Here is a 22,502-nt window from a genome sequence, read left to right on the forward strand (position 1 = left end):
TAGATGATCCGTGCCGTGGCAATGTGAGGAGTGCAGTACGGTTCACGAGACGAACGACCCGCCGTGTCGCTCGTGCGGACACGAATCGCTGGTTCGAACGAAGACTCGCGGTCGAGTCGAATCGTCGAAGTCGTTCGTCTGGGCGTGTCCCGAGTGCGACCGGGAGCACGTCAAGAACAATCCGCCCTGTTCGCGTTGTGGAAATCCGTTGCTCGAGCGCCGCGAACAGCGGTTCGACGACGAAGACGTGGTGGTTCCGTCGGCGAGTTACCTTTCCGCGGCGAAACAGTACGCGCCGTTGATCCTCCTGTTTACCGTCGTAATCGGGATCACGACCACCGGAGTTGTCACGCTCGGAATGCTCCCCGGGCACGGTCCGCCGGCACCTCCCGACGCCCCCGGAGAGAGCGAAACCGCCGCCGGACTCGAGTTCGAAGACGTCGAACACCAAGTCCACGACCATCTCGAGGCCGAACGCGAACAGCGGGACGTGGGCAGTCGGTCCTACGATACGGAGTTGGCCTCACTCGCGACCCACCTGAACAGAAACGAGGTTCGAAGCGCTCACGGCGACGAGCCGACCGGGGAGATCCGTCCGGAAGAGTTCGGCCTCTCCTGTTCCCGGACCATCACCGTTTTCCCGCTCGTCCTCGCCGGCGACGTCGGTATCGACGCCTACGAGGATGAATCCGAACTGGCGGAGACGATCGAGACGACCCTTCGCCTGGACCGGGCGCTCGAACGTGAACTGTTCGCCACCCACTCCGAGGAGGCCCTCGACGTTCACGTCGGACCGGAGGGATCGGTCTACGTCCTCTACGCGACGTGTTGAGAGGCGGTAGTCGCTACCCTTTTCTCGTATCGGTCGATTGTTCAAGTGTGAAGTGGCGGTGTACGTGGTGTGGGAAACCACACGAGGAGAACGACCCCCCGTGTGATAGTTGCGGACACAACACCTTCGAAAAAGCGGTCGTTCGGGCGGACGAGGAGCCTGTGGACTCGCCTCCGAAAACCGTCGACACCGGGACGACCTACGTCTGGCGCTGTACCGACTGTGGCCGCGATCACGTTCGGAACAACCCGCCCTGTTCGCGGTGTCACAATCACGAACTCGAGAAAGTCGAGCAAACCTACGACGAGATCGACAGGGAACTCGAGACGCCGAGTTGGCTCGACGTCGCGAAACCGTACGCTCCGGCGTTTGCGGTCATCGGCATCGTCGCACTCCTGTTCGCGACGGGGATCATCCCGGCGTCGATCCTGCCGGGGATCGGCGCGCCGTCCCCGCCGGACGCCCCCGGCGAGGGAGCCGAAGCCGCCGGCATCGACCTCGAGGCGACCGAAGGCGAGATCCACGACCGCCTCGAGGCCGAACGGGCGGCAACCGATGGCGACTCGAGAGCGTACGACGGCGGGCTGGCGGGCTACGCCGAGTACATGAACCGCGCGTTCGTGGTGATCGACTACGAGGAGGATCGTCCCGACGGCGCCCAGGTCGACGACTTCGGGGCGGAGTGTTCGACGAGACCGACCGGCGGACAGCTAACGCTCGCTGACGGGCCGATTACGGCGTTCGACGACGAGGACGAACTTGCAGAGGCGGCCGCGGATGGACTGCTCGAGTCGGAGATCGCCGACGCGGTGAGAACCGGATCCGACTCCGAGGGAGTCGACCTCCACGTCGGGCCGGACGGTGACGTCTACGTCTACTACGTGGCCTGTTAGGCCGCGGCTTCGAAGGCGTCTCGGAACGCGACGGCCTTCCCGCGAACGTCGACTGCAGCTTCCTCGAGCGCGTCGAGCGGGTCGACGCCGTCTACGGTCTTGATCGTCAGAATCGGTTCGGTTTGTCCACCCGACTGTTCCGGGTTCACGTCGTACGTCGCGGCACTCACGTCGTCGTGCTCGAGGAGCGTTCCCTTGAGGACGTTCATGAACGTGTGATCCTCGCCCGCGATCTCGATCGAGAGTTCGTTCTCACTGCTCTCGGTGACCCGGAGTTCCATGCAAGACGTTCCGTTCGTCGGCCGCTTGTACCTTTCGAAGGCGTCTCCGTGCGGGTACCACGGAAAGCGATCACCGCTGGTCCGTCGCCACCCACGGACTCACGATCGGCGTACTGGTGCGCTCTCGTCGTCACCTGTGGGGTCGCTCGAGGGCGTTCGGTCGACTTCCGTGATCGAAAGCAATCACTATACGACTTCGCTCGACAGTACCGGGTATGCTCTCGGCTCTCCTCGCAGTGCTCGTTCTCGCGGTGCTTCTTGGCTCCGTCGCGGTCGTCTCTCGACTCGACGGGACGGAGCGTCGGTTTCGGGACGTCGCTCGAGCGCGACTCCACTACGGCGTGCCGTGGGGGACGCTCGTCGTCCTCGCGGGGGTCGCCTGCGTGTATCTGTTCGTACAGGACGGGATCACGGATCTCTCCGATCCCGTCACGATCCCCTACCGGGCGTGGTCGTACTTCTACCCGCTCGGGATCGTCACCTCGTCGTTCTCCCACGCCAGCCTCGGCCACCTGCTCGGAAACCTGATCGCGGCGGCCGTCGTCGCCCCGATCGCCGAGTACGCGTGGGGACACTACCCCGACGACGGCGTCCCCTCCTGGCGGGCGAACCCGTGGATTCGAGCCCTAGTGATCTTTCCGCTGGCCGTCTTCGCCATCGGCATCCTCACGAGCCTGTTCGCGCTCGGTCCCGTGATCGGTTTCTCCGGGCTCGTCTTCGCGTTCGCCGGCTTCGCGATCGTTCGCTACCCGATCCCGACGCTCGTCGCAACGATCGGCCTCCAGGGCGCGCTGGTGACGATCTACAACTCGATTCGAACACCCGTTTTCGTCTACGTCGCCCAGCCGAGTCCACCCACGTCGCCGTCGTGGGCCGACGTCGCCATCCAGGGCCACGCCCTCGGCTTTTTCATCGGGATCGTCCTCGGGCTCGCCTTGCTCGAACGTCGGGGCGGTCGGCCGACCGCGTTTCGTATCTGGATCGCCGTCCTGCTGTATGCGTTCTCGAAGGGGCTCTGGCAGATCTACTGGTTCGGCGAAGGGAACACCTACCTCCTCTTTCGAGGCCCCGGCGTCGTGATCGTCGCGGCCCTCGCGATCGTGATCACGCTCGCCGTCTCCGGTACCGACCGGAACGTCGTTCCGGATCGGTTCGAACGCGCACTCGCCCCGATTCGGTCCTCGAGCGAGGTGTCTGACCGTGACGTCCGAAGTGACGATCGGGATTCAGGCACCCGCCTCGGGCGGCTCCTGGGTCTCGAGGTCCGACCGAAGGCCGATCGCGACTCGACGGTCGACCGCCTCGGGCGGGTGCGCGAAATCGCGACCGGGGCCACCGACGGGGCTACTCGACGGACAGCTCCGGGAAGTCGCCGAGTCGGCTTCGTCGCCGTCGTTCTCGTCCTCGCGGTACTTTCGGGGATGGCGATTCCGGTCAACTTCCTCCTCCTCGAGAGCGACTCAGGGGCCGACCGGGCGACGGTCGAAGTCGAAGATTACACCATCGAGTACGTCGAGGAGGCCGACCACGAACTCGTCTCGGGGATCGGTATCGAGGCGGTCGAAGACGACGCCGGGCTCACGGCCAGCGGCGTCGTGGTCTCGAGCGAGGCGCGCCACGCCTGGATCGAGGCGGTGACCAGCCAGCGGCTCGCGTTCTCCGGGTCGGAGACGGTCACGGTCGGCGGCCTCGGCTGGCGAGAGACGGTTCACGTCGAACGGGAAGGCTGGGAACCCGTCGGTAACGATACCGTATACCAGGTCTGGCTGTGGCAGGACGGCGACCAGCCACGGCACGCATACGAATCCGAGCCCTCCCGGGCCGACGTGTTGATCGACGACAGAACCGTGTCGATCCTTCCCGACGACGGTGAGTTCCTCCTGGCGGTCGAGTCACGCGAGACGGGCGACGTTTCGACGGCACCTGTTCCGGTCGAAAACGAGTCGGTCGACGTCGGCGGGCTGACGTTCGACCACGATAACGAGACGGTGTACGCCTCCTCGAACGGAACCGAAGTCGCGGTCGCGAGCGCGGAAACGTACGAGTGAACGAGCGGAACACAGTCGCTTTTGGGCCCACCAGACGGCCACATCGCAAACGCGACTGTTATGCGACGGACTCGAGTCGCCACCGGCTGTGTCCGCCGCCTGGACCCCGTGTGGGGTGAGACGGCGAAACCGGACGGACGAAACACCACTTCAGAGGGTCCCCACGAGCCGTCGAGCAAAACCGCATCTCGAGCGAAGCGAGGGATTCGTACCGGCGCGTGATGGACACGGTTTGGGGACAGTCGGCTGTACGTGGACGTTTCGGCGGTCGACGACGAACGCGGCGATCGGCGGCGACGAAGTGAACTGGTCCGGCGGCGGTTAACGTCCGGACCCCGATCGGAAGCCGGCCTGAAACAATGCCTCGCCTCCCTGAGGTATCGGACAGGTCGAGATTGGACGATGATCCAACGTGTACTCCGGCGGTCGTCCGCGAGGGGCTCAGAGTCGGACGGGGACAGCGACGCGAAACCTGCCGTTCGTCTCGCGGGCGTCACTCACAGCTACGGGGCGACGGGCGGGCGTCTGGAGACGAGCCGAGATCGGACGGTGACTGCGCTTCGGGACGTCGCCCTCGGGTGTGATTCGGGGGAGATCGTCGGTCTCGAGGGGCCAAGCGGGAGCGGAAAGTCGACGATTCTCCACGCGATCTCCGGGCTACTCGTTCCGACAGCGGGACGCGTCGAGATACTCGGAACCGATCTCACCGGGCTGTCGGCTCACGAACGAACCCGACTCCGGCGTCGACACGTCGGGATCGTCTTTCAGCGGTTTCACCTCCTCCCGTCGCTTTCCGCTCGAGCGAACGTCGCCTTGCCGCTCGTCCAGGCCGGTGTTCCGAGATCTGAGAGGCGTGAACGAGCCACTGCGTTGCTGACGGAGGTCGGACTCGCGGGGCGAGCCACCCACTTGCCGAGCGAGTTGAGCGGCGGCGAGTGCCAGCGCGTCGCGATCGCCAGGGCGCTCGCGACCGATCCGGACGTCGTGGTCGCCGACGAACCGACGGGCGAACTCGACACCGAGACCGGGGCGGCCGTCCTCGAGTTGTTGACCGACGTCGGCGGCGACCGGGCGGTGGTGATCGCTTCCCACGACGACGACACGCTCGCGATCGCCGATCGGGTGGTGACGCTTCGCGACGGGTCGGTGATGTCGGATGAGGGGTGATCGGGAGGGGAGCCGTCGCGAGCGGTGGCGCGGACTCGCCGAACTCTCGCTCGTGCGGCTTCGAAACCGTGCGATGCGAACCGGACCGCGCCGTACGGCCGCGACCGTCGTCGCCGTGGCGCTGACGATCGCGTTGCTAGTGGTCCTGACCGGGATCGCGCTCGCGCTGGCCGGCGGCGTCGCGGACGAGACCGACGCTGACGTTCGGATCGGCCCGGAAGACGGTGGGGCCTTCTCGAACATCGACGGCGTCGAGGAGCCGCGACTCGGGGAGACGAGCGAGCGGTCGGCGGCGATTCGTGGACACGAGGGCGTCGATCACGCCTCGCCCGTCCTCGCCGAGACGGGCCGACTCGAGCCAGCCGATGGCGGTGATCACGAGACTGTCCTTCTCGTCGGCGTGATCCCCGACGACGAATCACGGACGGTCGCTGGCGTGCCGACCGACGGCCTGGAGCCGGGGGACCCCCACTACGCGGACGGCTCGTACGACGGACCACCGACGGGCGAGATCGTCCTCTCGGAATCCGCGGCAGACCGCCTCGACGCCGAGGAAGGTGATGAACTCGACGTTCCCGCCTCGCACCTCGAGGCCGAGTCGGCCTACCTCTCACGGACCGTCACCGCAGTCGAGGACGGGAGTGGAGACTCGAACACCGAGGTTCCGGTCGCGCTCGTCCATCTGAGCGAATTACAGACGTTCGCCGGAAGCGGAGACGACGAGCTGGCGGATACGGTACTCGTGTGGGGAGAGTCCGAAGCCGCGACGTCCGCGGGGACCGACGCCTATCCGAACGCGGCCGTCCAGCCGGTCGGTGACGGCGGCCCGTCGGCGATGTTCGACGACGGGTTAGCGTTTGCGACCGGACTACTCGCGCTCGTCATCGGTATCGCGATCTGTGCGTCGTTCGTCGCAACCACCGCAGGAATGAGCGTCGACCACGACCGGAAGGCCCTCGCCGTCCTCGAGTCCGTCGGCGTTCCCACTAGCGGCCGACTCGCGATCGTCGCACTCTCGACGGTGACGACCGCGGTGTGTGGCGCACTCCTGGGAGCCGCGTTGGGGCTGGTCGGCATCCGTGGTGTGAACGCGATCGCCGCCGGAACCGGCGCTGACGGCGCGGTCGCCGCCGCTCATCCGCTTTTCGTTCCGTACGCGGTCGGGGTCGCACTCGTCGCGACGGTGATCGCCGTTCCGTATCCACTCGCCGTCGCGGCCAGAACGTCCGTTCTCGAGGAGGTGGGGCGGTGATACGCGCGAAATCCCGTATTCGGTCGCGGGCAGTCATCGGCATCGCGCTGGCACAGCTTCGCCGGTCCCCCGGACGGACGCTGATCGCGATTCTCGCGGTCGGGCTCGCGGTGTTGTCCGTCACGCTCCTGGCGAGTCTCGGCGCTGGCGTGATCGATGCCGGCGAGGAGGGCCTCGACACGGCCGGACGGGACATCTGGATCTCCGGCGATCCAGTCGACTCGTCGGCCGGGCCCGCGGAAAACTCGATCGTGGGCTCCCACGAGGTCGCTCACGAGGTCTCCGAACGTGACGACGTAAGCGGCGCGTCCCCGATCGGAATGCACGAACTGTACCTCGGTTCCGATCCCGACGAACTCGAGCGGGTCCCCGCGGTCGGAGTACAACGAACGCACGACGGATTCGACTTCGAGGAGGGCGGCGGATTCAGGACGCCAGACGAGGCCTTCGAGGGAGGACGATCCGACGAGCCGACGACCGACGAAATCGTCCTCGACCCGGAGGTCGCATCGGCACTCGACGTCACCGTCGGCGATACGATCTACGTCGGGGCCAGCCAGGAGACCGCACCGAGATACGAGTTCACCGTCGTCGGGACGTCGTCGTACTACTCGCAGTTTCTGGGCTCCGAAACTGCGGCGCTTCCGCTCGTCGACCTCCAGGCGCTCACCGGAACCACGGGATCGGACAGGGCGACGTTCATCACGGCGAACGTCACCGAGGGCGCCGACCAGGACGCGGTTCGCGACGATATCGCGGCGGAGCATCCCGACTACGACGTTCGGACGAGCGACGAACAAATCGGAGCCATGGCGGCGGATCGCCCGATCGTGATCGCCAGCGGGACGACACTCGTCGGACTCGCGATCGTCGGTGGCACCGTCCTGACGGTCAACCTCTTCGCGCTCGTGACCTACCACCAGCGGACCGAACTCGCGGCGCTTCGGGCGCTCGGACTCTCCCGGTGGCTCCTCGCCGGAACGATCGGGGTACAGGGGCTCGTAATCGGCGCCCTGGGCGGTCTCGCCGGGCTTGTGGCGACCCCGCTGATCGTCGCCGGGCTCAACCACCTCTCGGCGTCCGTCGTCGGATTCGAGAATCTGCTCCGGACGCCACTCGAGGTGTACGTGGCCGGGCTCGTGCTCGCGGTTGGGCTCGGATCGGTCGTGGCGCTCGTCACCGGATGGCGCGCCGGCCGATACGCCCGAATCGAACACCTCGAGCAGTGAGGCGGATCGCTGTATCGCCACGACGACAACCCGTCTCGTCGTCGCGTCGAGACTGTCTGAGCGCGGACCGTCTGACGGCCTCGCTCACCGCGTCGTCGATCGAACGACGCTATCGATCCCACTCGATCCGAAAAACCTCCGCCTCGAGCGTCTCGCGGTCGGCGGTGTGAAACTCGAACCGACGGTCGATCGGGAACTCCGCCCGAAAGGCGTGGGTCACGTCGCCACCTTTGTCGGCCGCGAACGACTCGACGAACGCCTGGCTCCCCTCGTTGTGGACCGTATAGGAGACGTCCGCGATTGCACTCGCCGTCTCGAGAAACGTCCGATCCGCGTGACGATTTCCGCGCTGGGCGCCAAACGGCGGGTTGGAAATCGCCGTCGCCCCGGCCGTCGCGAACGGATGGCGGGTGACGTCTCCTAAAATCCAGTCGACGTCGCGGACTCGATCGCCGCCACGATCGACTGCGCGCGCGTTTTCCCGGGCCAGCGCCAGCGCGTCGAGGTCGACGTCGATCCCGACGACGCGGTCTGCACCGGCGATCGATGCACCGATCGCGAACATGCCGGTTCCGGTTCCGAGGTCGATCACCCGACGCTCGAGATCACCGTGTAGACTCGCCAGGTGAAGGACGTGTGCGGCGAGTTCCGGCGGCGTGAGATACTGTTCGAGTTCGACCGCGGGATCGGAAAAATCGTCGACCGACTCGAGCGTGCGTGCAAGCTGTCGCCGCGAGAGACCCGCCATTCCGAAAATTCAGTGCTCGATCGAGAACGGTCCATCGAGGTCCAACACGACGCCCTCGCGTTCGGCGCGTTCGGCACAGGCCGAAAGCGCCGGCCGAACCTTCTCCGGATCGGCGACGTCGTCGACGGCGACCGACACCGAGGCGACGCCCAGAAACGCTCCGGCGCGAACGTAGCTTCGAATCCGGTCGACTTCCTCCTGGGTGGCGAGCGAACAGTCCTCGTCGAAACACGCCTCGACGGTGAGGGCCGCGGGAACGAGCCCTTCCTCGGCGAACTCGCGTTTGAGATCACGAAGGTACGCCGGCGCGGTCGACTCGAGGTCCGTCGCCTCGAGGGAAACCGGCGTCGCGTCGGCCGGCCGACAGCGATCGATCGTCGGTGCAAACTCGGAAGACGGGGTCGTGCTCATTACCACCACATACATGAGTTGCATACAAAAACCTTTGTAAATGCACAGTAGTAATTACGTCGGGATCAGAGCGCAGTTTGTTGCGCTCACGGGGCGCATGAATCGTATCTTTCACGACAGGTTCGAATAGAGTTAAGGGTCGTCCGTGAGACGTTTCCGTATGGACGAGTGTCCTCGGTGTCAAACACCACTCGAGCGCCTCGCCCTCGGTGACGTGACCACCATCGCCTGTCCGCGCTGTTCGTACGCCGACATCCCGGTCGAACACGAGAGCGCACCGGACGAGCGCGAATCCTGGCAGGACGCGTTCAACCGATTCTACGAGGCGTAGTCTACCCTACCCGATTCAAAGAAACGGAGAGAATTGTCGAGTTATTCGCTCGCAGCGGCCGCTTCGGCCTCTTCTTCGTCGTCGTGGTCGACGTCTTCGTCGGATCGTGCGGCGACGAGTCCACCACGTGCGACGCTGTACAGCGGTTCGCTCGCGTGAGAGACACCACTGATCGAGAACGGAATGTTGGCGTCCTCTAAGTGGTCACGGAACAGCGCCTCGAACCCGTTCGGACTCGAGGTACCGCCGGTGACGACGACCGGAACGTCGAGTCCTTCCTCGACGTCCTCCTCGTCGACTTCCGAGACGATGTTCTCGATGACGTAGTCCAGCAGGTTCTCGTAGTAGATCGAGAGTGCGCCTTCGACGCCGCCGACGTCGGTCGTGAAGTCGAGTTCGAAGTCGTCTTCCTTGATCGAGGTGACCTTGTCGACGGGCGTCCCGGTCGCGCGGGCGGCCTGCTCGTCGACCCAGTCGCCACCGCGGGCGACGGAGAACTTCATGACGGGTACCGCGTAGTACGCCAGACAGACGTTCGTCATGCCTGCGCCGAAGGAGATGCCGAGGCCAGTGAAGTTGTTGTCCGCCAGTTCGGAGTAGATGACGGACATCCCCTCGTTGATCGGTTCGGCGTCGTAGCCCATATCGTTCAGGAATGACTCGATCGTCTTCTGGTGGTAGAGCGTCGAGAGATCGGAGTCGATCGGGTCGGCGGGCGTCGAGAAGTACAGTTTCTCGTCCGGATAGCCGGGCTCGCCGACGACCTGTTCGATGATGAGTTTCATCATCGGGATCGCGCTCTTCTCGTCGTTCGAGAGGATCCCGTGTTTCATCGGTCGGCGCGTCTCCTTGTTGAAAATGTTCGCGAAGTTCAACGCGTCGTCGCCGACGACGTACACTTTGTCGTCCTTGCGGATGTGTAGGACTTCGCTTCGCGAGAGCATCTGCTCGGCCATATCCGAGTACTCGATCTCTACGAAGGAGTTACGCTGTTGCACGAAAACCGTGTCGTTCCCATCCTGCTGTGCAGACAGAATGTTCATCGTTCCAACGTCTAGGCCTTTGGCCATAGTTGGCCAAGGTGGCCGACGGATTATAAATCTATGTGCCTTAATTCTATTTGAAAAGATCCGCGAACAATATAATATTTACCGCAGTAATACTCTCTTAATTTCTCCCGAGAATAGATCGTATTCGGGCGAACAGGCCCGAAACGGCGGATTCGGATTCGGCCGCGGACGAAGACGCCTCTTTTGCTTGCTGTTCCTCACGAAGCTGTCGAAGTTTCGCGGTCTGGTCGTCGACGGTCGAACTCGAGGTGGTCGTCTTTGTCTCCCCGCCTTTCAGTCCCTTGAGACCGGCGACCTGCGAGTCGACCCCGGTCGAGCGCGTCGTCTTGGCCTGGACGTTGACGTTGACGTCGTCGAACTCGTCCTCGGAGAACGTCAGGCGACTGTGTTCGGTCTTCTCGACGCCGCCCCACGAGAGTTCGACGCCGTCCATCGCCTCGTCGATGTCGCGGCGAATCTCCTCGTCGGAGTACGACTCCTCGTCTTCGTCGGGTTCTTCGGCTTCGGCGTCGACGCGGTCGGCCGCACGAGCCATGTCGAGGTAGTGAGCGATCAGCGCCGCGCCGGTCGAAGCGGTGAGCCCCGCCATGCCGACGGCGTAGACCGCGACGACTTCGGCGGTGTAGTCGTTGCCGACGCCGTACCAGTCGTAGGGATAGGCGATCAGGAAGCCAACGATGGCGGCGAACGTGATTGCGACGGCGCCGACGGACGCGTAGCGAACCCGACGCTCGCTCGGGAGCAAGACGACGATGCCGAGCATCGTTATCGGGAGTGCGGCCATCACGATCGCGTACGCCGGCTGTGCCCACGCGACGTGGTCCGTGGTGCGCGGTTCGAGCGTGTTACTCCAGAGGAACAACACCAGCGCCACGGCTGCCAGTCCGATTCCGCCGAGGAACAGGCCGAAGCCCAGATAGACGTCGGTCCGGTCCTCAGGTTCGCCGATGTATCGGCGATAGAGGTCGAATAGATAACCGTTTTCGGACGATTCCGCTGCCATTAATTCCCCGTTTACACTCCAGTACTATCACTGTTGGGTTGAAATTATCTCTCACTCCCCGCTCGAAAACAGTCGGTCGCCGCTCCGTCGTGTCGATGAAACGTACCCGACATGTCGGTAAAACGCCGCCGTTATACGTCCGTGGCCGTTAGCACGGTCAATGAGCCAGGAGTCTGGGTACACCGAGGGAGACCTCCGAAACACCGGGATGCAGTTGAAACACGACCGCGAGTGGGACTACGAACTCGAGCGGATCATCGACGCGATCGAAGAACGCGACGCGACCAAAGTCGGCCTGCAGTTTCCCGAGGGTCTCAAACGGCGCGGCCCGTCGGTCGCCGACGACCTCCGTGAACTGACCGGCGACGACGTGACGTTCATGCTCTCGGGCCAGCCCTGCTACGGCGCGTGTGACCTGGATACCTACCTGATGAAGCGGACCGACGTCTTCGTCCACTTCGGCCACTCGCCGATGAAGGACACGAACAAGGTCATCTACGTGCCCCTCTTCTCGAACGTCGAGGTCTTCCCGATCATGGAGGAGGCACTCGACACCCTCGAGCCACCGGCCGAAACCGAGGGCGTCGGCCTGGTCACCACCGCCCAGCACATGAACCGCTACGAGGAGATGCGCGAATTCCTGGAAGACCGCGGCTACGAGGTCCACAGCCGTCGCGGTGACGACCGACTGACCCACGAGGGACAGGTACTCGGTTGCAACTACGCGAGCGCGGACGTGCCCGCGGATCAGGTACTATACGTCGGCGGCGGGAAGTTTCACCCGCTCGGGCTGGCGATGGAACATCCGGAGAAACACGTCGTCATCGCCGATCCCGTCAACAACGTCGTCACCGTCGCCGACACGGAGAAGTTCATGAAACAACGCTACGGCGCGGTCCATCGGGCGATGGACGCCGAGAAGTGGGGCGTCATCTTCTGTACAAAGATCGGACAGGGCCGGTGGGAACAGGCCCAGGACATTCTCGAGGACAACGACGACGCCTACCTCATCACAATGGACGAAGTCACCCCCGACCGTCTGCGTAACTTCGATATGGACGCGTTCGTCAACACCGGCTGTCCGCGGATCACGACGGACGACGGCCCGCAGTTCCACAAGCCGATGCTGACTCCCGGCGAGTACGAAATCGCCGTCGGCAACAGATCGCTCGAGGAACTCTCGTTCGATACCTTCCACGGAACCTGGTGACGGTTCGACGGCGTTCCCGGTGGCCGGTCTCGGTTCGACCACCCCGAACCACAGATTTCCGATACGCTTCTGAAATGCTGAAATTGTGCCGAAGGACACACTGACAACAACGATAGTCCCAATATTTCGAGAGTTTCGAGTAATACTGTATTGAACCCAAATCCGTTTGGGAGTGTTCTTTTGCCCGGTCAGTACGGATCAGTAGTCGATGAATACCACGACGTTCGGCGACCGGTCTGGCACGCCTCGGGGCGGCGCACTCGAGTCGCTCGGAGACGCTCGACAGTGTGCGGTCCTCCGACTCGTTTACGAACGGTCGTCGGCAGGAATCTCGAAAACGGATCTTGCGTACGAACTCGCGGCGGTAACGAACGATAAACCACCCGACGACGTTACTAACCCAGAGTACCGACGCGAACAGGTCGACTGTCACCACCGGCTCCTGCCCGCGCTGATCGAGGTCGGCCTTCTCGAAGAGAGTGGAGACGGCATCGTTACGACGGATCATCCGATCTTCGACACCCTCGTTTTCGAGGCCATCGTCGAGGGGCGACTCGACGGACTCGAAGACGATCTCGAGACGCTGATCGACGCCCTCGCTGACTCGACGCGTCGGCTGATTCTGACCGTTCTCGACGAACGGGATCGTCCGATCGGCGTCGAACCACTCGCCCGCTCGCTGGCGGCCAGAACGAACTCGACGAGGAAAGCGATCTCGGACCGGCGGCTCGAGCGCCTCCGTACCGCACTCGTTCACGTCCATCTTCCCGTTCTGGCCGACGCCGACCTCGTCGAATACGACGTCGCCACCGATCGGATCTCGACCGGCGAGCGCCGGTCGTTCGCCTCGGATCGATCCGCTACCGAATCGGATTCCTCCCCAGAAGGGCGCGAGTCGACGTCCCCTTCACGGACCGTCGGTAAGCGCGGGAACGTTTGAGTCGGAAGGAGCCACCAGTTTGTCGGGCCGACGTGCGAAGACAACAACATTTACCCTGCCGGTCCGCGCATCGTCGTGCATGCCCGAAATTACGAGCGATTGGGGCGACTGGCTCGTTCGCGACGTCGAGGACGCTACCCCACAGGGAGTGGCGATCTGGTATCTCGGCTGTAACGGCTTTATTCTCAAGGGACGCGAAGGAACCACGATCTACGTCGACCCGTACGTCGGACTGGGCGATCCGCCTCGAACCGTCCGAATGATTCCGGTCCCGTTCGCCCCCGCGGACGTCGCGGAGGCCGACGCCGTCTTCGCGACCCACGAACACACAGATCACGTCGACGGTCCGAGCCAGGCGCCGATCCTCGAGAACACGGGTGCGACGTTCTACGGGGCCGACGACAGCCTCGCGGTCGCGCGCGAAGACGAACAGTGGCTCGAGGAGTGGGATCTCGACGCCGATCAGTTCGTCGAACTCACCGAAGGGGATTCCCTCGAGGTCGGCGAGTTCACCGTCCACGTCGAAGATGCGTACGACCCGGACGCGACGCATCCGGTCAGTTACGTCTTCGAAAACGACGCCGGAACCGTCTTCCACGGCGGCGACACGAAGCCAAGCGAGGAGTTCGAACGCATCGGGAGCGAGTACGACATCGACGTCGGGATACTGGCGTTCGGAACCGTCGGCCAGATTCCGGACAAAGAGACCGGTGAAGGGAAACGAACCCGCTGGTACAGCGACGAAAACCAGATCGTCGAGGCCGCAAGCGACCTGCAACTCGACCGACTCCTACCGAGTCACTGGGATATGTGGCGTGGACTCACTTCCGATCCGAAAGTGTTGCACCATCACGCGAAGAGTTTCGAGTTCCCGAATCGCGTCGACGTGATCGAGATCGGCGACCGAATCGACCTCGAGTGAGATCCGTCGGCGACCGGTAATGACTTATATTTGATACTGTCCGTACCATTTATAGTAATGGTGAGGTAACGTTGTGGCCATGAGTAGCACCGCCGACACGGACGACGTGATCGAGGTCAGTTCCGACGGGTTGACCGTCCGGAAATCGTTCACGGCGGACGAGTTTCCCGTCCCTGCGATCCGGTTCGAGATCGAATCCGATCGCGACGAACAGGTTACGTTTCGACTCTCCGAGGACATTCCCGAATCGTTTCCGATGGACAAAGTCGGCTTCCACCCCGACTATCACAGCGAAGAGTGGACCGCGTTTCAGGACAACCACGTCGAGTTCACCGGCTCGCTCGACCCCGAGGAGCAACTCGTAACCGTCTACGGGATTCGTATCGACGACGATCAGTCAGCGGCGCAGTTTCTGACCGAACCGGCGATCGTCGAAGTGAGCTCCGAGGAAGACGAGGCGGATTCCGATCGAGAGGAGGTCGACGACGGGGTCATCGATAGCATCGTTTCGGACGATCGAAACCAGCCGGTCAAAGACATGCTCTCCGGCGACACGGACGCCGTCCCGGGCCTCGAGCAGGAAGATGCGGACGAATCCGAAGACGACGGCGATCTCGACCTCGATCTCGATCTGGGCGACGTCGACACCGAGCCAGTGGAGACGCCGGAGGAAGACGAAACCGACGACGCACCCGATATCGACCTCGACTTTGGCGAGGAGGAGATTCCGGAACCCGACGAATCGACCGAACCGGAGACCGACGACGCCGAGGACGAACCGGAGATCACGCTCGACCTGGGCGGGGACGAAGACGACGAAGACGATGCGGATGCCGAACTCGACGTCGAACCGGAGCAGGACGTCGAACTCGGCCTCGAGGACGAGACATCCGACGTCGAGGAAACCGGCGCCGAAGACGACGCGGATACCGAAGACACCGATGTCGACGCCGAGGACTCCGACGCCGAATCCGAAGACGGCGCGGACCCGATCGAACTCGAGACCGAACCCGCGGATGGCGACGCCGAAGACGATGCGGATGTCGAATCCGACGCGGACGTCGACGAACCCAAAGAGGTCGAGGAAGACGTCGACGAACCCGAAGAGGTCGAGGAAGACGTCGACGAACCCGAGAGCGAGCCAAGCGAACCCGACGCGGACGTGACACCCACCCCGGATCACAACGGGGCGGACGTCTCAGCCGAGACCGCCACCGACTCGCTCAGCACGCAACTCGCCGCCGAACTCCGTGAGGGGACGGTCGACGACGACGATCTCGAGGTACTCCGATCCGAACTCGAGATCGAGCCCTCGAATCTCGAACAGGTGAAAATCGACCACCTTCAGTCGCGAGTCGAAGAAGTCGCCGCCTACGCAGGCGCTCTCGAGGAGTTCATCGGCGAACACGGGACGGGCACGGAAATCATCGAGAGCCTCCGGAACGAGGTCGCGGAGTTCGACGACGAACTCGAGACGATGGGGAGCCGACTCGACCGGACCGAAAGCCAGGTCGGCGACGTCGAATCCGAACTGGAGACGTTGACCGAGTGGACGACCGACCTCGAAGGTGACGTCGAAACGCTCGACAATCGTGCCGACGCCACCGAATCGGAACTCGACTCGCTCGGAGACGGACTCGAGTCGGTGGAGTCCGACGTTCGATCCGTCGGCGACGACGTCGACGACCTCGAGACGGGGCTCGCCGATCTCGAGGGAGACGTTACCGACCTCGATGCAACGGTCGACGACGTCCGTGACGACGTGAGCAACGTCGAAACAAACGTCTCGAGTGTCTCGGCTGACGTCGAGGACCTCGAGTCGACGGTGGATACGGTCGAGTCCGATCTCGAAAACGGGCTGGAATCCGTCGAGGACGACGTCGACGAACTCGAGGACACGCTCGAGGCCGTCGAATCCGACCTCGAGGACGTTCGAAGCGACGTTACGGAGATCCAGGACTGGCGCGACCAACTCGGTTCGATGTTCTCGGAGAACTGACGGCGTTTTCGAAACGCAACTCGTTTATCCGCCGCCGAACGAAACTCGTTCAATGGGCGAGACGATTCCGATCGCCGTTCCTCGAAAGGGGCGGCCGCTCGAATCCGTACTCGAGCGATTCGCTCGCCGTCTCGACGTGACGGAACTCGCCGACGAAATTTCCTCGACGCTCCGCCACGAGAAAGCCCTCACGAAGGGGAACCTCGATTCCGACGAGGAGAACGTCTATCATCGCCTCGCCGACTACAGCACGGTTTCGGAGCCGACCGAGCCCGAGTACACGCTCGTACGCGACGACCGTGCGGGGAAACCACGCCGAATCGTTTTCGACAGCGTCACGGTTCCCATCGACGGTATCGACGGGGTTCCGGAGGGAACCAACGTCCAGCTCGTCGGACGCGAGGAGCCGTTTCGTGCGCTTCGAACCCACGAGTTCGCACTTGGATTCGACAGCGCCGACCTCGTCCTCGAGGAGGTCGTCGAGCTTCGACCGGAACCGCTCGACCGAATCGCGGACGTCAACGCCCGGATCGATCCGGCCGAATCCGACGTCCGCGTCGTGACTGGTCTCGGAGACACGGTCTATCACACCCTCATGGCGACGCCGAACGTCGCGCCGTCCGGCTCGGCGATCGACCGCTCGTTTCTCGAGACTTACGACGGCCCGTTGTGTATCGAACCGCGGTACGAACGGCTCGTTCGAGCCGTCCTCGGCACGCGAACACTCGAGGGAATCGACTTCCGGTATCCCGAAAACGGACGCGAAGAGGAGGCGGCGATCGCCGAGACGGGACTCGGTGTCTACCTGACGGTTACGGGATCGACCGCCCGCGAACACGGGCTGTTGCTTGGGGAACAGCTCTTCCCGAGCGAGACGGTGTTGCTCGAGACGACGCCGGAGGTTACCGAAACCGCTGAGGCGGTGCGTGCTCTTCTGAATGGGCCGGATCTCGAGACGAAACTTGCCGTCGAGACGTAGCCCGTCTCTCGGTCGAATTTCTGCGCAGTGTATGTGATTAGAGACTGTAGTCGAACTCCTGGTCGGCGACCAAGTTGATATAGCGATATAGGATATATGCGATCGGTATCGCACAAATTAGGGAAGATTATTTACTCGGCATAGAATAAATATGGTCTAAATACGTCTCGCGGACGCGATCGCCCCAGTCGTGCGTGTAAGTGTCGATCACCTCACTCGCGACGTCACCGCGGAGGTACTGGACGACGCCCCGGTCACCGGTTCGATCCCGGAGATGCGTCGTAAAGAAGTGTCTGAAGTAGTGTGGCGTCACGTTCTCGGTCGTCCCGCCACCTGTTCGATACCAGCCGAACTCGCGGGCGTGTTTCTCGACGATGTATCGGACGTCCGCCGTCGTAAGCCGCTGGCCCCACGACGTTTGGGTATCGACGAACAGCGGTCGTGCCGGTGAAATGGCGTCCGGACGGATGGCGAGCCACTCGACGAGCGCCCGATCGAGTTCGTCGTCGACGGGAACGACGGTATCTCGCTTGCGCTTGTTCGACGCGGTCCGTTCTTCGCCGTTGGTTACTTCTCCACGAGCGGGCTCAGCGCCGACGAAAATCGACGACTCTCGATGTTCGAGTTCGACGCGAGCGTCCCACTCGAACTCGAGGTCGTCGACCGCGAGGTTGAGGTCCCGAAGATCGAGGTTACACAGTTCGCCGACACGGATCCCGGTTTTCAAGAGCACAAGCACCACTGCACGCTCGAGTGGGTGGCCGATCGAGGCGACGAACGAGCGCATGTCGGGGATCGAGACGTCACGTCGCGTCGGGTTCGAGTCGATCGATTCGGACAGCTCTTCCATGACGAGCGCCATCGGATTAGAGTCAAACACCCCGATGCGGTTCATGTAATCGAAGAATCGGTTCAGGTAGGACGCGTAGGTCGCGATCGTACTCGGCTCGTACTCTCCGCGCAAGGAGTGAACCCAGGCCATACACTCCCGGCGGGAAACCCCCTCGAGGGAGTCGACGGCGAACTCGCCGACGACGAACGCCTCGAACGCCCGCAACACCCGATCGTACGCCTCGAGCGTTCGTTCGCTCTTCCCGTGGTATCGCTGGTCCTCGAGGAAGTACGCGATCGGATCGTCGACCGCCTGAGGAGTCGCCTCAGTCGCCATCGTCACCCCCCACGAGCACGTACCCATCGTGGCGTCCGCTGTATCGAATCCGGTTGTTCGCCTGGAGGTCGCCGATGGCATCGTCGAGTCTGGATTCGACGTCGTCGCTGATCGCTTCTAACAACTCGTCCCACGAGTACGTGTCAGTCGATAGTAACTCGAGGACCCGTGTTTCGAGGCCGTTACCCCCGGGGTCTGACCCCTCAGAAGGGAGTTCCTTTTCGGCGGGTTCGAACCCTTTTCGTCCGGCCTGAACCATCGTCCTGACGAACTCGCTCTGGCTCATTCCGAGGTCGTCGGCGTGAGATTCCCACTCGGCCTTTTGGTATGCAGGCAGATAGGTACTGATGGACGTGCGCTCGGTGTTCGCCGATTCCTCCATACGCACCCATCATACTCGAGGAGTATCAATGTATCTTACGAATCCGTCTAAGGTATCTTATCCGATTTTGTGATGGTATATTACTCGCGTCTACGGTCCCATGGTCCGAGATATTATCAAATTGTACTGTACTATTCCAGATATCAACCTCCAATGGATGGTGCCACAATTTGGGATCTAAATTGAAACGAGCTCGAGTGAGACCAGTCAGATCGGGACAAATCGTCCAATCGAATGCTCTCTTTAACAGTCTATCTTCTTATACAAACGGAGGATAGGGCTCAGTCGGGATACGAATGAGGCGCTCATTTGTGCCGATCGAATCGCCTTTTCGCGGACGTCTTCGACGAGACGAGCGATAACTGAGACACTCATCTGCGCCGATCGAACGTTGGTCGGCGGGCCGTCTCGAGCCGGCGTACTTCGACGAAGCGAGTGCGTCGATTCTCCGCTTGTGAGACCATGGCCCAGACGGCGAGGGTTGATTGACGAGGGGATGCCCGAGGTTCAGTCGGTCGTTTCCGAATCGCGGGTAACTGAAACGGTGGCGCCGGTGTGACTTCCCCGGCCGTCTACGGCCGCACAAGCGCCTCGAGGCGCCATTGGTGGAAAAGTGGGAAAAGGCGACCAACGCTATCACACGGACCGTACAGCGACTGTGTGGACTCGAGAAGACAAGTAGCGACTACGGCGATCTAGAGACGATCGCACGGCCGCTGGCGATCGGGGATGCACTGGCCAGTGGTTCCGATAGCGTAGCTTGACTCGAGGGGAGAGAGCGCCCCGACTCGAGACCTGGGAAACGTTCGTATCTACGAACGCGTTTCACTGACGGCCCGTCCAAACGGTTTCAGGGGGAGACCACAGCGCGGTCCTGATAAAGTTTTGTATGGCCCCGTGTAGCACGGAATGCTACGGAATTGGTGAGATGCCGGCCCCGAACCACAAGGGGTGGCGAACCAGCGGTGGTTCGTACGGCGATGACACGGATTCCGATGGGGCCTGTTTGACCGGGCCACAGCCCTACACAGGGGAGAAAACGAGAGTTTCGCCGGTATCAAGCGAGAGCAAGCTCTCGCGGACCGTCGGAAGACTGTGTCTTCCGAGATGCTGCCGGTTCCCCTTGAGTGCGGGTTGGAACCTCGAACGCCACGCTCGGCGGAAATCCGATGGTCGGATTCCACGTCCTTCAGGGCGTAGAGGAGGTCAACCCTAGGGAGATTTATCGACCGTCATCACTCGTCGTTGACGAAGTCGGTGTGTGAGTACATCGAGCGAACGTCCCGAATGGGCGACAGCCGGGCGGCGTGACGGACCGAGTGGTCCGCGGTCGGGTCGCGAAGTGGTTGACTGACGAGTCGCGGGTTGGTTAGCGATAGTCGTTGCTTCTCATAGTGGCCATCGCTTCGAGACGTGGTCGTCTCGAGCAGTGAAATCCCACACATAAACCAAGTAGTGCTATATCTATACAACGGGCCCGGTACTGTCACGTCGAGAATACTCGGTTGGGTTACCAAGGCCAATTCGAACGCGACCTCGTTGGCATCTCTCCGTCGAGATCCAGCAGTTGACGAACCGTAATTCGATGCTCGAGCGACCCCACGAATTTCGTCTGTTGTAGCCTGATGCCGGCCTCCAGATTACGTCCGCGACCGAGTTGAGTTGGTGTTCAGCCACAAACCGGGATTCGCTCCCGGCCTCGAGCGTGCTTCACCTGTCGAACACAGAGCCGAGAAAACCGCGAGTAAGATCAGTGTGTCGCCGTTCGAACGTCGTCTACGTGATACAGATCCTCCTGTAGCCCTTCCCCCTCGCAGTCCTCGTTCGGGCAATCGTAGTGCCACCCGTCCTGGGTCGCATCCCGTTCGCGGAATCTGTCGCCACAGACCTGGCAGAACAGTTGTCCCTTCTTACACGTATCCCGGTGTAACTCGAGTGCCAGCTCGGTTTGAAACGACTGGTTGCAGTTGCGACAAGTGTGCATATTTGGTCTGACGCCAGCATCCCCCAAAACTGCTTGGGTTTGTTTATTCCGCCGGGAATGTCGGCGATCTGGACCTGCTACGGCGATTCAGTTATGACCGTCTGAGAAATCACGAGCACGAACTCGGACTGGAGTAGACGTTTCGATCCGTGTCAGGTCCCGCCGGATCGAACCCGTCCGGTTATCGTCGACGCACTATGACAGATTTAGAAGGTTATGAGGGTCCGGAGTCTACTCGTCGCGGCCGAGGATTCCGCGTTCGGTCATCTTCGCGGGGTCGAGCACTTCGTCGGCCTCCTCCTCGTCGAGGTACTCTTTCTCGAGAACGACTTCGCGAACCGTCTTGTCCTCTTTGAGTGCCGTCTTGGCGACCTCGCTTGCCTTGTCGTAGCCGATGTGGACGTTGAGCGACGTCGCCAGCGCCATCGACTGTTCGACCGCGTCGGCACAGTAGTCGCGGTTTGCCTCGAGCGGGCGAACGAACCGATCGGCGAAGACGGTACTCGAGTTGGCGATCAGTTCCGCGGACTGGAGGAAGTTGTGCGCCAGGACGGGCTTGTAGAGGTTGAGGTCGATCTGTCCCTCGGCGGCGCCAGCAGAAACTGCGGCGTCGTTGCCGACGACCTGCTTGTGAACCTGGTTGACGGCTTCGGCGACGACGGGGTTGATCTTCCCGGGCATGATCGACGATCCCGGCTGATTTTCGGGCTGTTCGATCTCGCCGAGCCCGTTTCGCGGCCCCGAGGCGAGCAGTCGGAGGTCGTTTGCGATCTTGTTGAGCGAGCCGGCGACGACGCGGAGCGCGCCGTGGGCTTCGGACATCGCGTCGTGGGCCGCCTGCGCTTCGAAGTGATCGTCGGCCTCGCGGAACTGGACGCCGGTCTCTTTGGTGATGTACTCGGCGGCTCGGCCGGGGAACTCCTCGTGGGTATTGAGTCCGGTGCCAGTCGCGGTGCCGCCGAGTGCGAGCTCCGCGAGGTGTTCGCGAACTTTGTCGACTCGAGAGAGCCCCTTTTCGACCTGCGTGCGGTACCCACCGAACTCCTGGCCGAGCGTGACGGGCGTCGCGTCTTGGAGGTGCGTACGGCCCGTTTTGACGACGTCGTCGAACTCCTCCTCTTTCTCCTCGAGCGCCTCACGGAGCGTGTCGAGGGCAGGGATGACGTCTTTCTCGATGGCCTCGAGCGAAGCGACGTGCATCGCGGTCGGGATGACGTCGTTCGACGACTGACCGTAGTTAACGTGGTCGTTGGGGTGGACGACGCGGTCGCCGATGTCGGCGCCCATGATCTCGGCGGCGCGGTTGGCGATAACTTCGTTTGCGTTCATGTTCGAGGATGTGCCGGAGCCGGTCTGGAAAACGTCGACGGGGAACTGGTCGTCGTGTTTGCCGGCGATGACCTCGTCGGCGGCCTCGACGATCGCGTCGGCAACGTCGTCGTCGACGAGATCCAGATCGCGGTTCGCCTGCGCGGCCGCCTTCTTGACGACGCCGAGTGCGCGAACGAACCGTCGGCCGAACGCGATCCCCGAAATCGGGAAGTTCTCGACGGCACGCTGGGTCTGGGCTCCCCAGTAGGCATCCGCTGGAACCCGCATCTCACCGAGGCTGTCCGCTTCGATTCGATAATCGTCTTCGTCCATGCGCGGAGG

At 62.7% G+C, this 22,502-nt stretch carries 21 protein-coding genes; 12 read left to right on the top strand and 9 right to left on the bottom strand.

The features are described from left to right. The first annotated feature begins 208 nt into the window (after positions 1-208). Together AB7C87_RS11935 and AB7C87_RS11940 are read left to right on the top strand one after the other, a co-directional pair. Positions 209-832, top strand: coding sequence for a hypothetical protein (locus tag AB7C87_RS11935; RefSeq protein WP_369729688.1), 624 nt, complete (start codon positions 209-211; stop codon positions 830-832). A gap of 47 nt (positions 833-879) precedes the next feature. Beyond that, positions 880-1,725, top strand: coding sequence for a hypothetical protein (locus AB7C87_RS11940; RefSeq protein WP_369729689.1), 846 nt, complete (start codon positions 880-882; stop codon positions 1,723-1,725). On the opposite strand, the gene AB7C87_RS11945 is transcribed toward AB7C87_RS11940, so the two are convergent. Continuing rightward, positions 1,722-2,006 carry a DNA-directed RNA polymerase subunit L gene (locus AB7C87_RS11945; protein WP_369729690.1) on the bottom strand — a complete coding sequence of 95 codons (285 nt, stop codon included), beginning with the start codon at positions 2,004-2,006 and terminating at the stop codon, positions 1,722-1,724. The two genes, AB7C87_RS11940 and AB7C87_RS11945, sit on opposite strands and share 4 nt — an antisense overlap. Positions 2,007-2,221: 215 nt before the next feature. On the opposite strand from AB7C87_RS11945, the gene AB7C87_RS11950 reads away from it, so the two are divergent. The 4 genes from AB7C87_RS11950 (at position 2,222) to AB7C87_RS11965 (ending at position 7,702) form a co-directional block, all read left to right on the top strand. Further along, positions 2,222-4,054 (top strand): rhomboid family intramembrane serine protease, encoded by a 1,833-nt coding sequence (locus AB7C87_RS11950; protein WP_369729691.1) that lies wholly within the window; start codon positions 2,222-2,224, stop codon positions 4,052-4,054. Positions 4,055-4,456: 402 nt separating this feature from the next. After that, complete coding sequence (locus tag AB7C87_RS11955; RefSeq protein ID WP_369729692.1) at positions 4,457-5,221, top strand: ABC transporter ATP-binding protein; 765 nt, start codon at positions 4,457-4,459, stop codon at positions 5,219-5,221. Then, positions 5,211-6,473: an FtsX-like permease family protein gene (locus tag AB7C87_RS11960; RefSeq protein WP_369729693.1), complete on the top strand. Its 1,263-nt coding sequence runs from the start codon at positions 5,211-5,213 to the stop codon at positions 6,471-6,473. The genes AB7C87_RS11955 and AB7C87_RS11960 overlap by 11 nt, the downstream gene beginning before the upstream one ends. Then, on the top strand, positions 6,470-7,702 hold the full coding sequence (locus AB7C87_RS11965) for an ABC transporter permease (protein ID WP_369729694.1): 1,233 nt from the start codon (positions 6,470-6,472) through the stop codon (positions 7,700-7,702). Before AB7C87_RS11960 ends, AB7C87_RS11965 begins: the two co-directional genes overlap by 4 nt. A gap of 109 nt (positions 7,703-7,811) precedes the next feature. On the opposite strand, the gene AB7C87_RS11970 is transcribed toward AB7C87_RS11965, so the two are convergent. Both AB7C87_RS11970 and AB7C87_RS11975 read right to left on the bottom strand, forming a co-directional pair. After that, on the bottom strand, positions 7,812-8,450 hold the full coding sequence (locus AB7C87_RS11970; protein WP_369729695.1) for an METTL5 family protein: 639 nt from the start codon (positions 8,448-8,450) through the stop codon (positions 7,812-7,814). Positions 8,451-8,459: 9 nt separating this feature from the next. Next, positions 8,460-8,861, bottom strand: a complete 402-nt coding sequence (locus AB7C87_RS11975) for a DUF7961 family protein (protein WP_369729696.1) — start codon at positions 8,859-8,861, stop codon at positions 8,460-8,462. Between the two features lie 160 nt (positions 8,862-9,021). Between AB7C87_RS11975 and AB7C87_RS11980 the strand changes: the two genes are divergently transcribed. After that, positions 9,022-9,192 (top strand): zf-TFIIB domain-containing protein, encoded by a 171-nt coding sequence (locus tag AB7C87_RS11980; RefSeq protein WP_369729697.1) that lies wholly within the window; start codon positions 9,022-9,024, stop codon positions 9,190-9,192. Positions 9,193-9,233: 41 nt separating this feature from the next. Here the strand turns inward: AB7C87_RS11980 and AB7C87_RS11985 are convergent, their stop codons facing one another. Both AB7C87_RS11985 and AB7C87_RS11990 read right to left on the bottom strand, forming a co-directional pair. Then, positions 9,234-10,262 carry a disk-shape morphogenesis protein volactin gene (locus AB7C87_RS11985; RefSeq protein ID WP_369729698.1) on the bottom strand — a complete coding sequence of 343 codons (1,029 nt, stop codon included), beginning with the start codon at positions 10,260-10,262 and terminating at the stop codon, positions 9,234-9,236. Positions 10,263-10,359: 97 nt separating this feature from the next. Further along, a complete protein-coding gene (locus AB7C87_RS11990) occupies positions 10,360-11,265 on the bottom strand; it encodes a cell division protein CdpA domain-containing protein (protein ID WP_369729699.1) in 906 nt (301 codons plus the stop codon). Between the two features lie 160 nt (positions 11,266-11,425). Here AB7C87_RS11990 and dph2 point away from each other — a divergent pair, with 160 nt between their 5' ends. The 5 genes from dph2 to AB7C87_RS12015 all read left to right on the top strand — a co-directional run bounded on the left by dph2 (position 11,426) and on the right by AB7C87_RS12015 (position 17,315). After that, positions 11,426-12,475 carry a diphthamide biosynthesis enzyme Dph2 gene (gene dph2, locus AB7C87_RS11995; protein ID WP_369729700.1) on the top strand — a complete coding sequence of 350 codons (1,050 nt, stop codon included), beginning with the start codon at positions 11,426-11,428 and terminating at the stop codon, positions 12,473-12,475. Between the two features lie 208 nt (positions 12,476-12,683). Beyond that, complete coding sequence (locus AB7C87_RS12000; RefSeq protein ID WP_369729701.1) at positions 12,684-13,415, top strand: DUF7344 domain-containing protein; 732 nt, start codon at positions 12,684-12,686, stop codon at positions 13,413-13,415. A 79-nt stretch (positions 13,416-13,494) separates the two neighbouring features. Continuing rightward, positions 13,495-14,337 (top strand): MBL fold metallo-hydrolase, encoded by an 843-nt coding sequence (locus AB7C87_RS12005; RefSeq protein ID WP_369729702.1) that lies wholly within the window; start codon positions 13,495-13,497, stop codon positions 14,335-14,337. Between the two features lie 79 nt (positions 14,338-14,416). Beyond that, a complete protein-coding gene (locus AB7C87_RS12010; RefSeq protein WP_369729703.1) occupies positions 14,417-16,336 on the top strand; it encodes an AAA family ATPase in 1,920 nt (639 codons plus the stop codon). 52 nt (positions 16,337-16,388) lie between these two features. After that, positions 16,389-17,315, top strand: coding sequence for a phosphoribosyltransferase HisG-related protein (locus AB7C87_RS12015; protein ID WP_369729704.1), 927 nt, complete (start codon positions 16,389-16,391; stop codon positions 17,313-17,315). A gap of 127 nt (positions 17,316-17,442) precedes the next feature. On the opposite strand, the gene AB7C87_RS12020 is transcribed toward AB7C87_RS12015, so the two are convergent. From AB7C87_RS12020 to AB7C87_RS12035, 4 genes are all read right to left on the bottom strand, one after another. Then, positions 17,443-18,483 (bottom strand): tyrosine-type recombinase/integrase, encoded by a 1,041-nt coding sequence (locus AB7C87_RS12020; RefSeq protein WP_369729705.1) that lies wholly within the window; start codon positions 18,481-18,483, stop codon positions 17,443-17,445. After that, complete coding sequence (locus AB7C87_RS12025; RefSeq protein ID WP_369729706.1) at positions 18,473-18,865, bottom strand: DUF5805 domain-containing protein; 393 nt, start codon at positions 18,863-18,865, stop codon at positions 18,473-18,475. The genes AB7C87_RS12020 and AB7C87_RS12025 overlap by 11 nt, the downstream gene beginning before the upstream one ends. 1,750 nt (positions 18,866-20,615) lie before the next feature. Next, positions 20,616-20,849: a transcriptional regulator gene (locus tag AB7C87_RS12030; RefSeq protein WP_369729707.1), complete on the bottom strand. Its 234-nt coding sequence runs from the start codon at positions 20,847-20,849 to the stop codon at positions 20,616-20,618. 231 nt (positions 20,850-21,080) lie between these two features. Continuing rightward, positions 21,081-22,493 (bottom strand): class II fumarate hydratase, encoded by a 1,413-nt coding sequence (locus AB7C87_RS12035; RefSeq protein WP_369729708.1) that lies wholly within the window; start codon positions 22,491-22,493, stop codon positions 21,081-21,083. Positions 22,494-22,502 lie beyond the last annotated feature (9 nt).

The sequence above is a fragment of the Natrarchaeobius versutus genome (assembly GCF_041205745.1).
Taxonomy (GTDB): domain Archaea; phylum Halobacteriota; class Halobacteria; order Halobacteriales; family Natrialbaceae; genus Natrarchaeobius; species Natrarchaeobius versutus.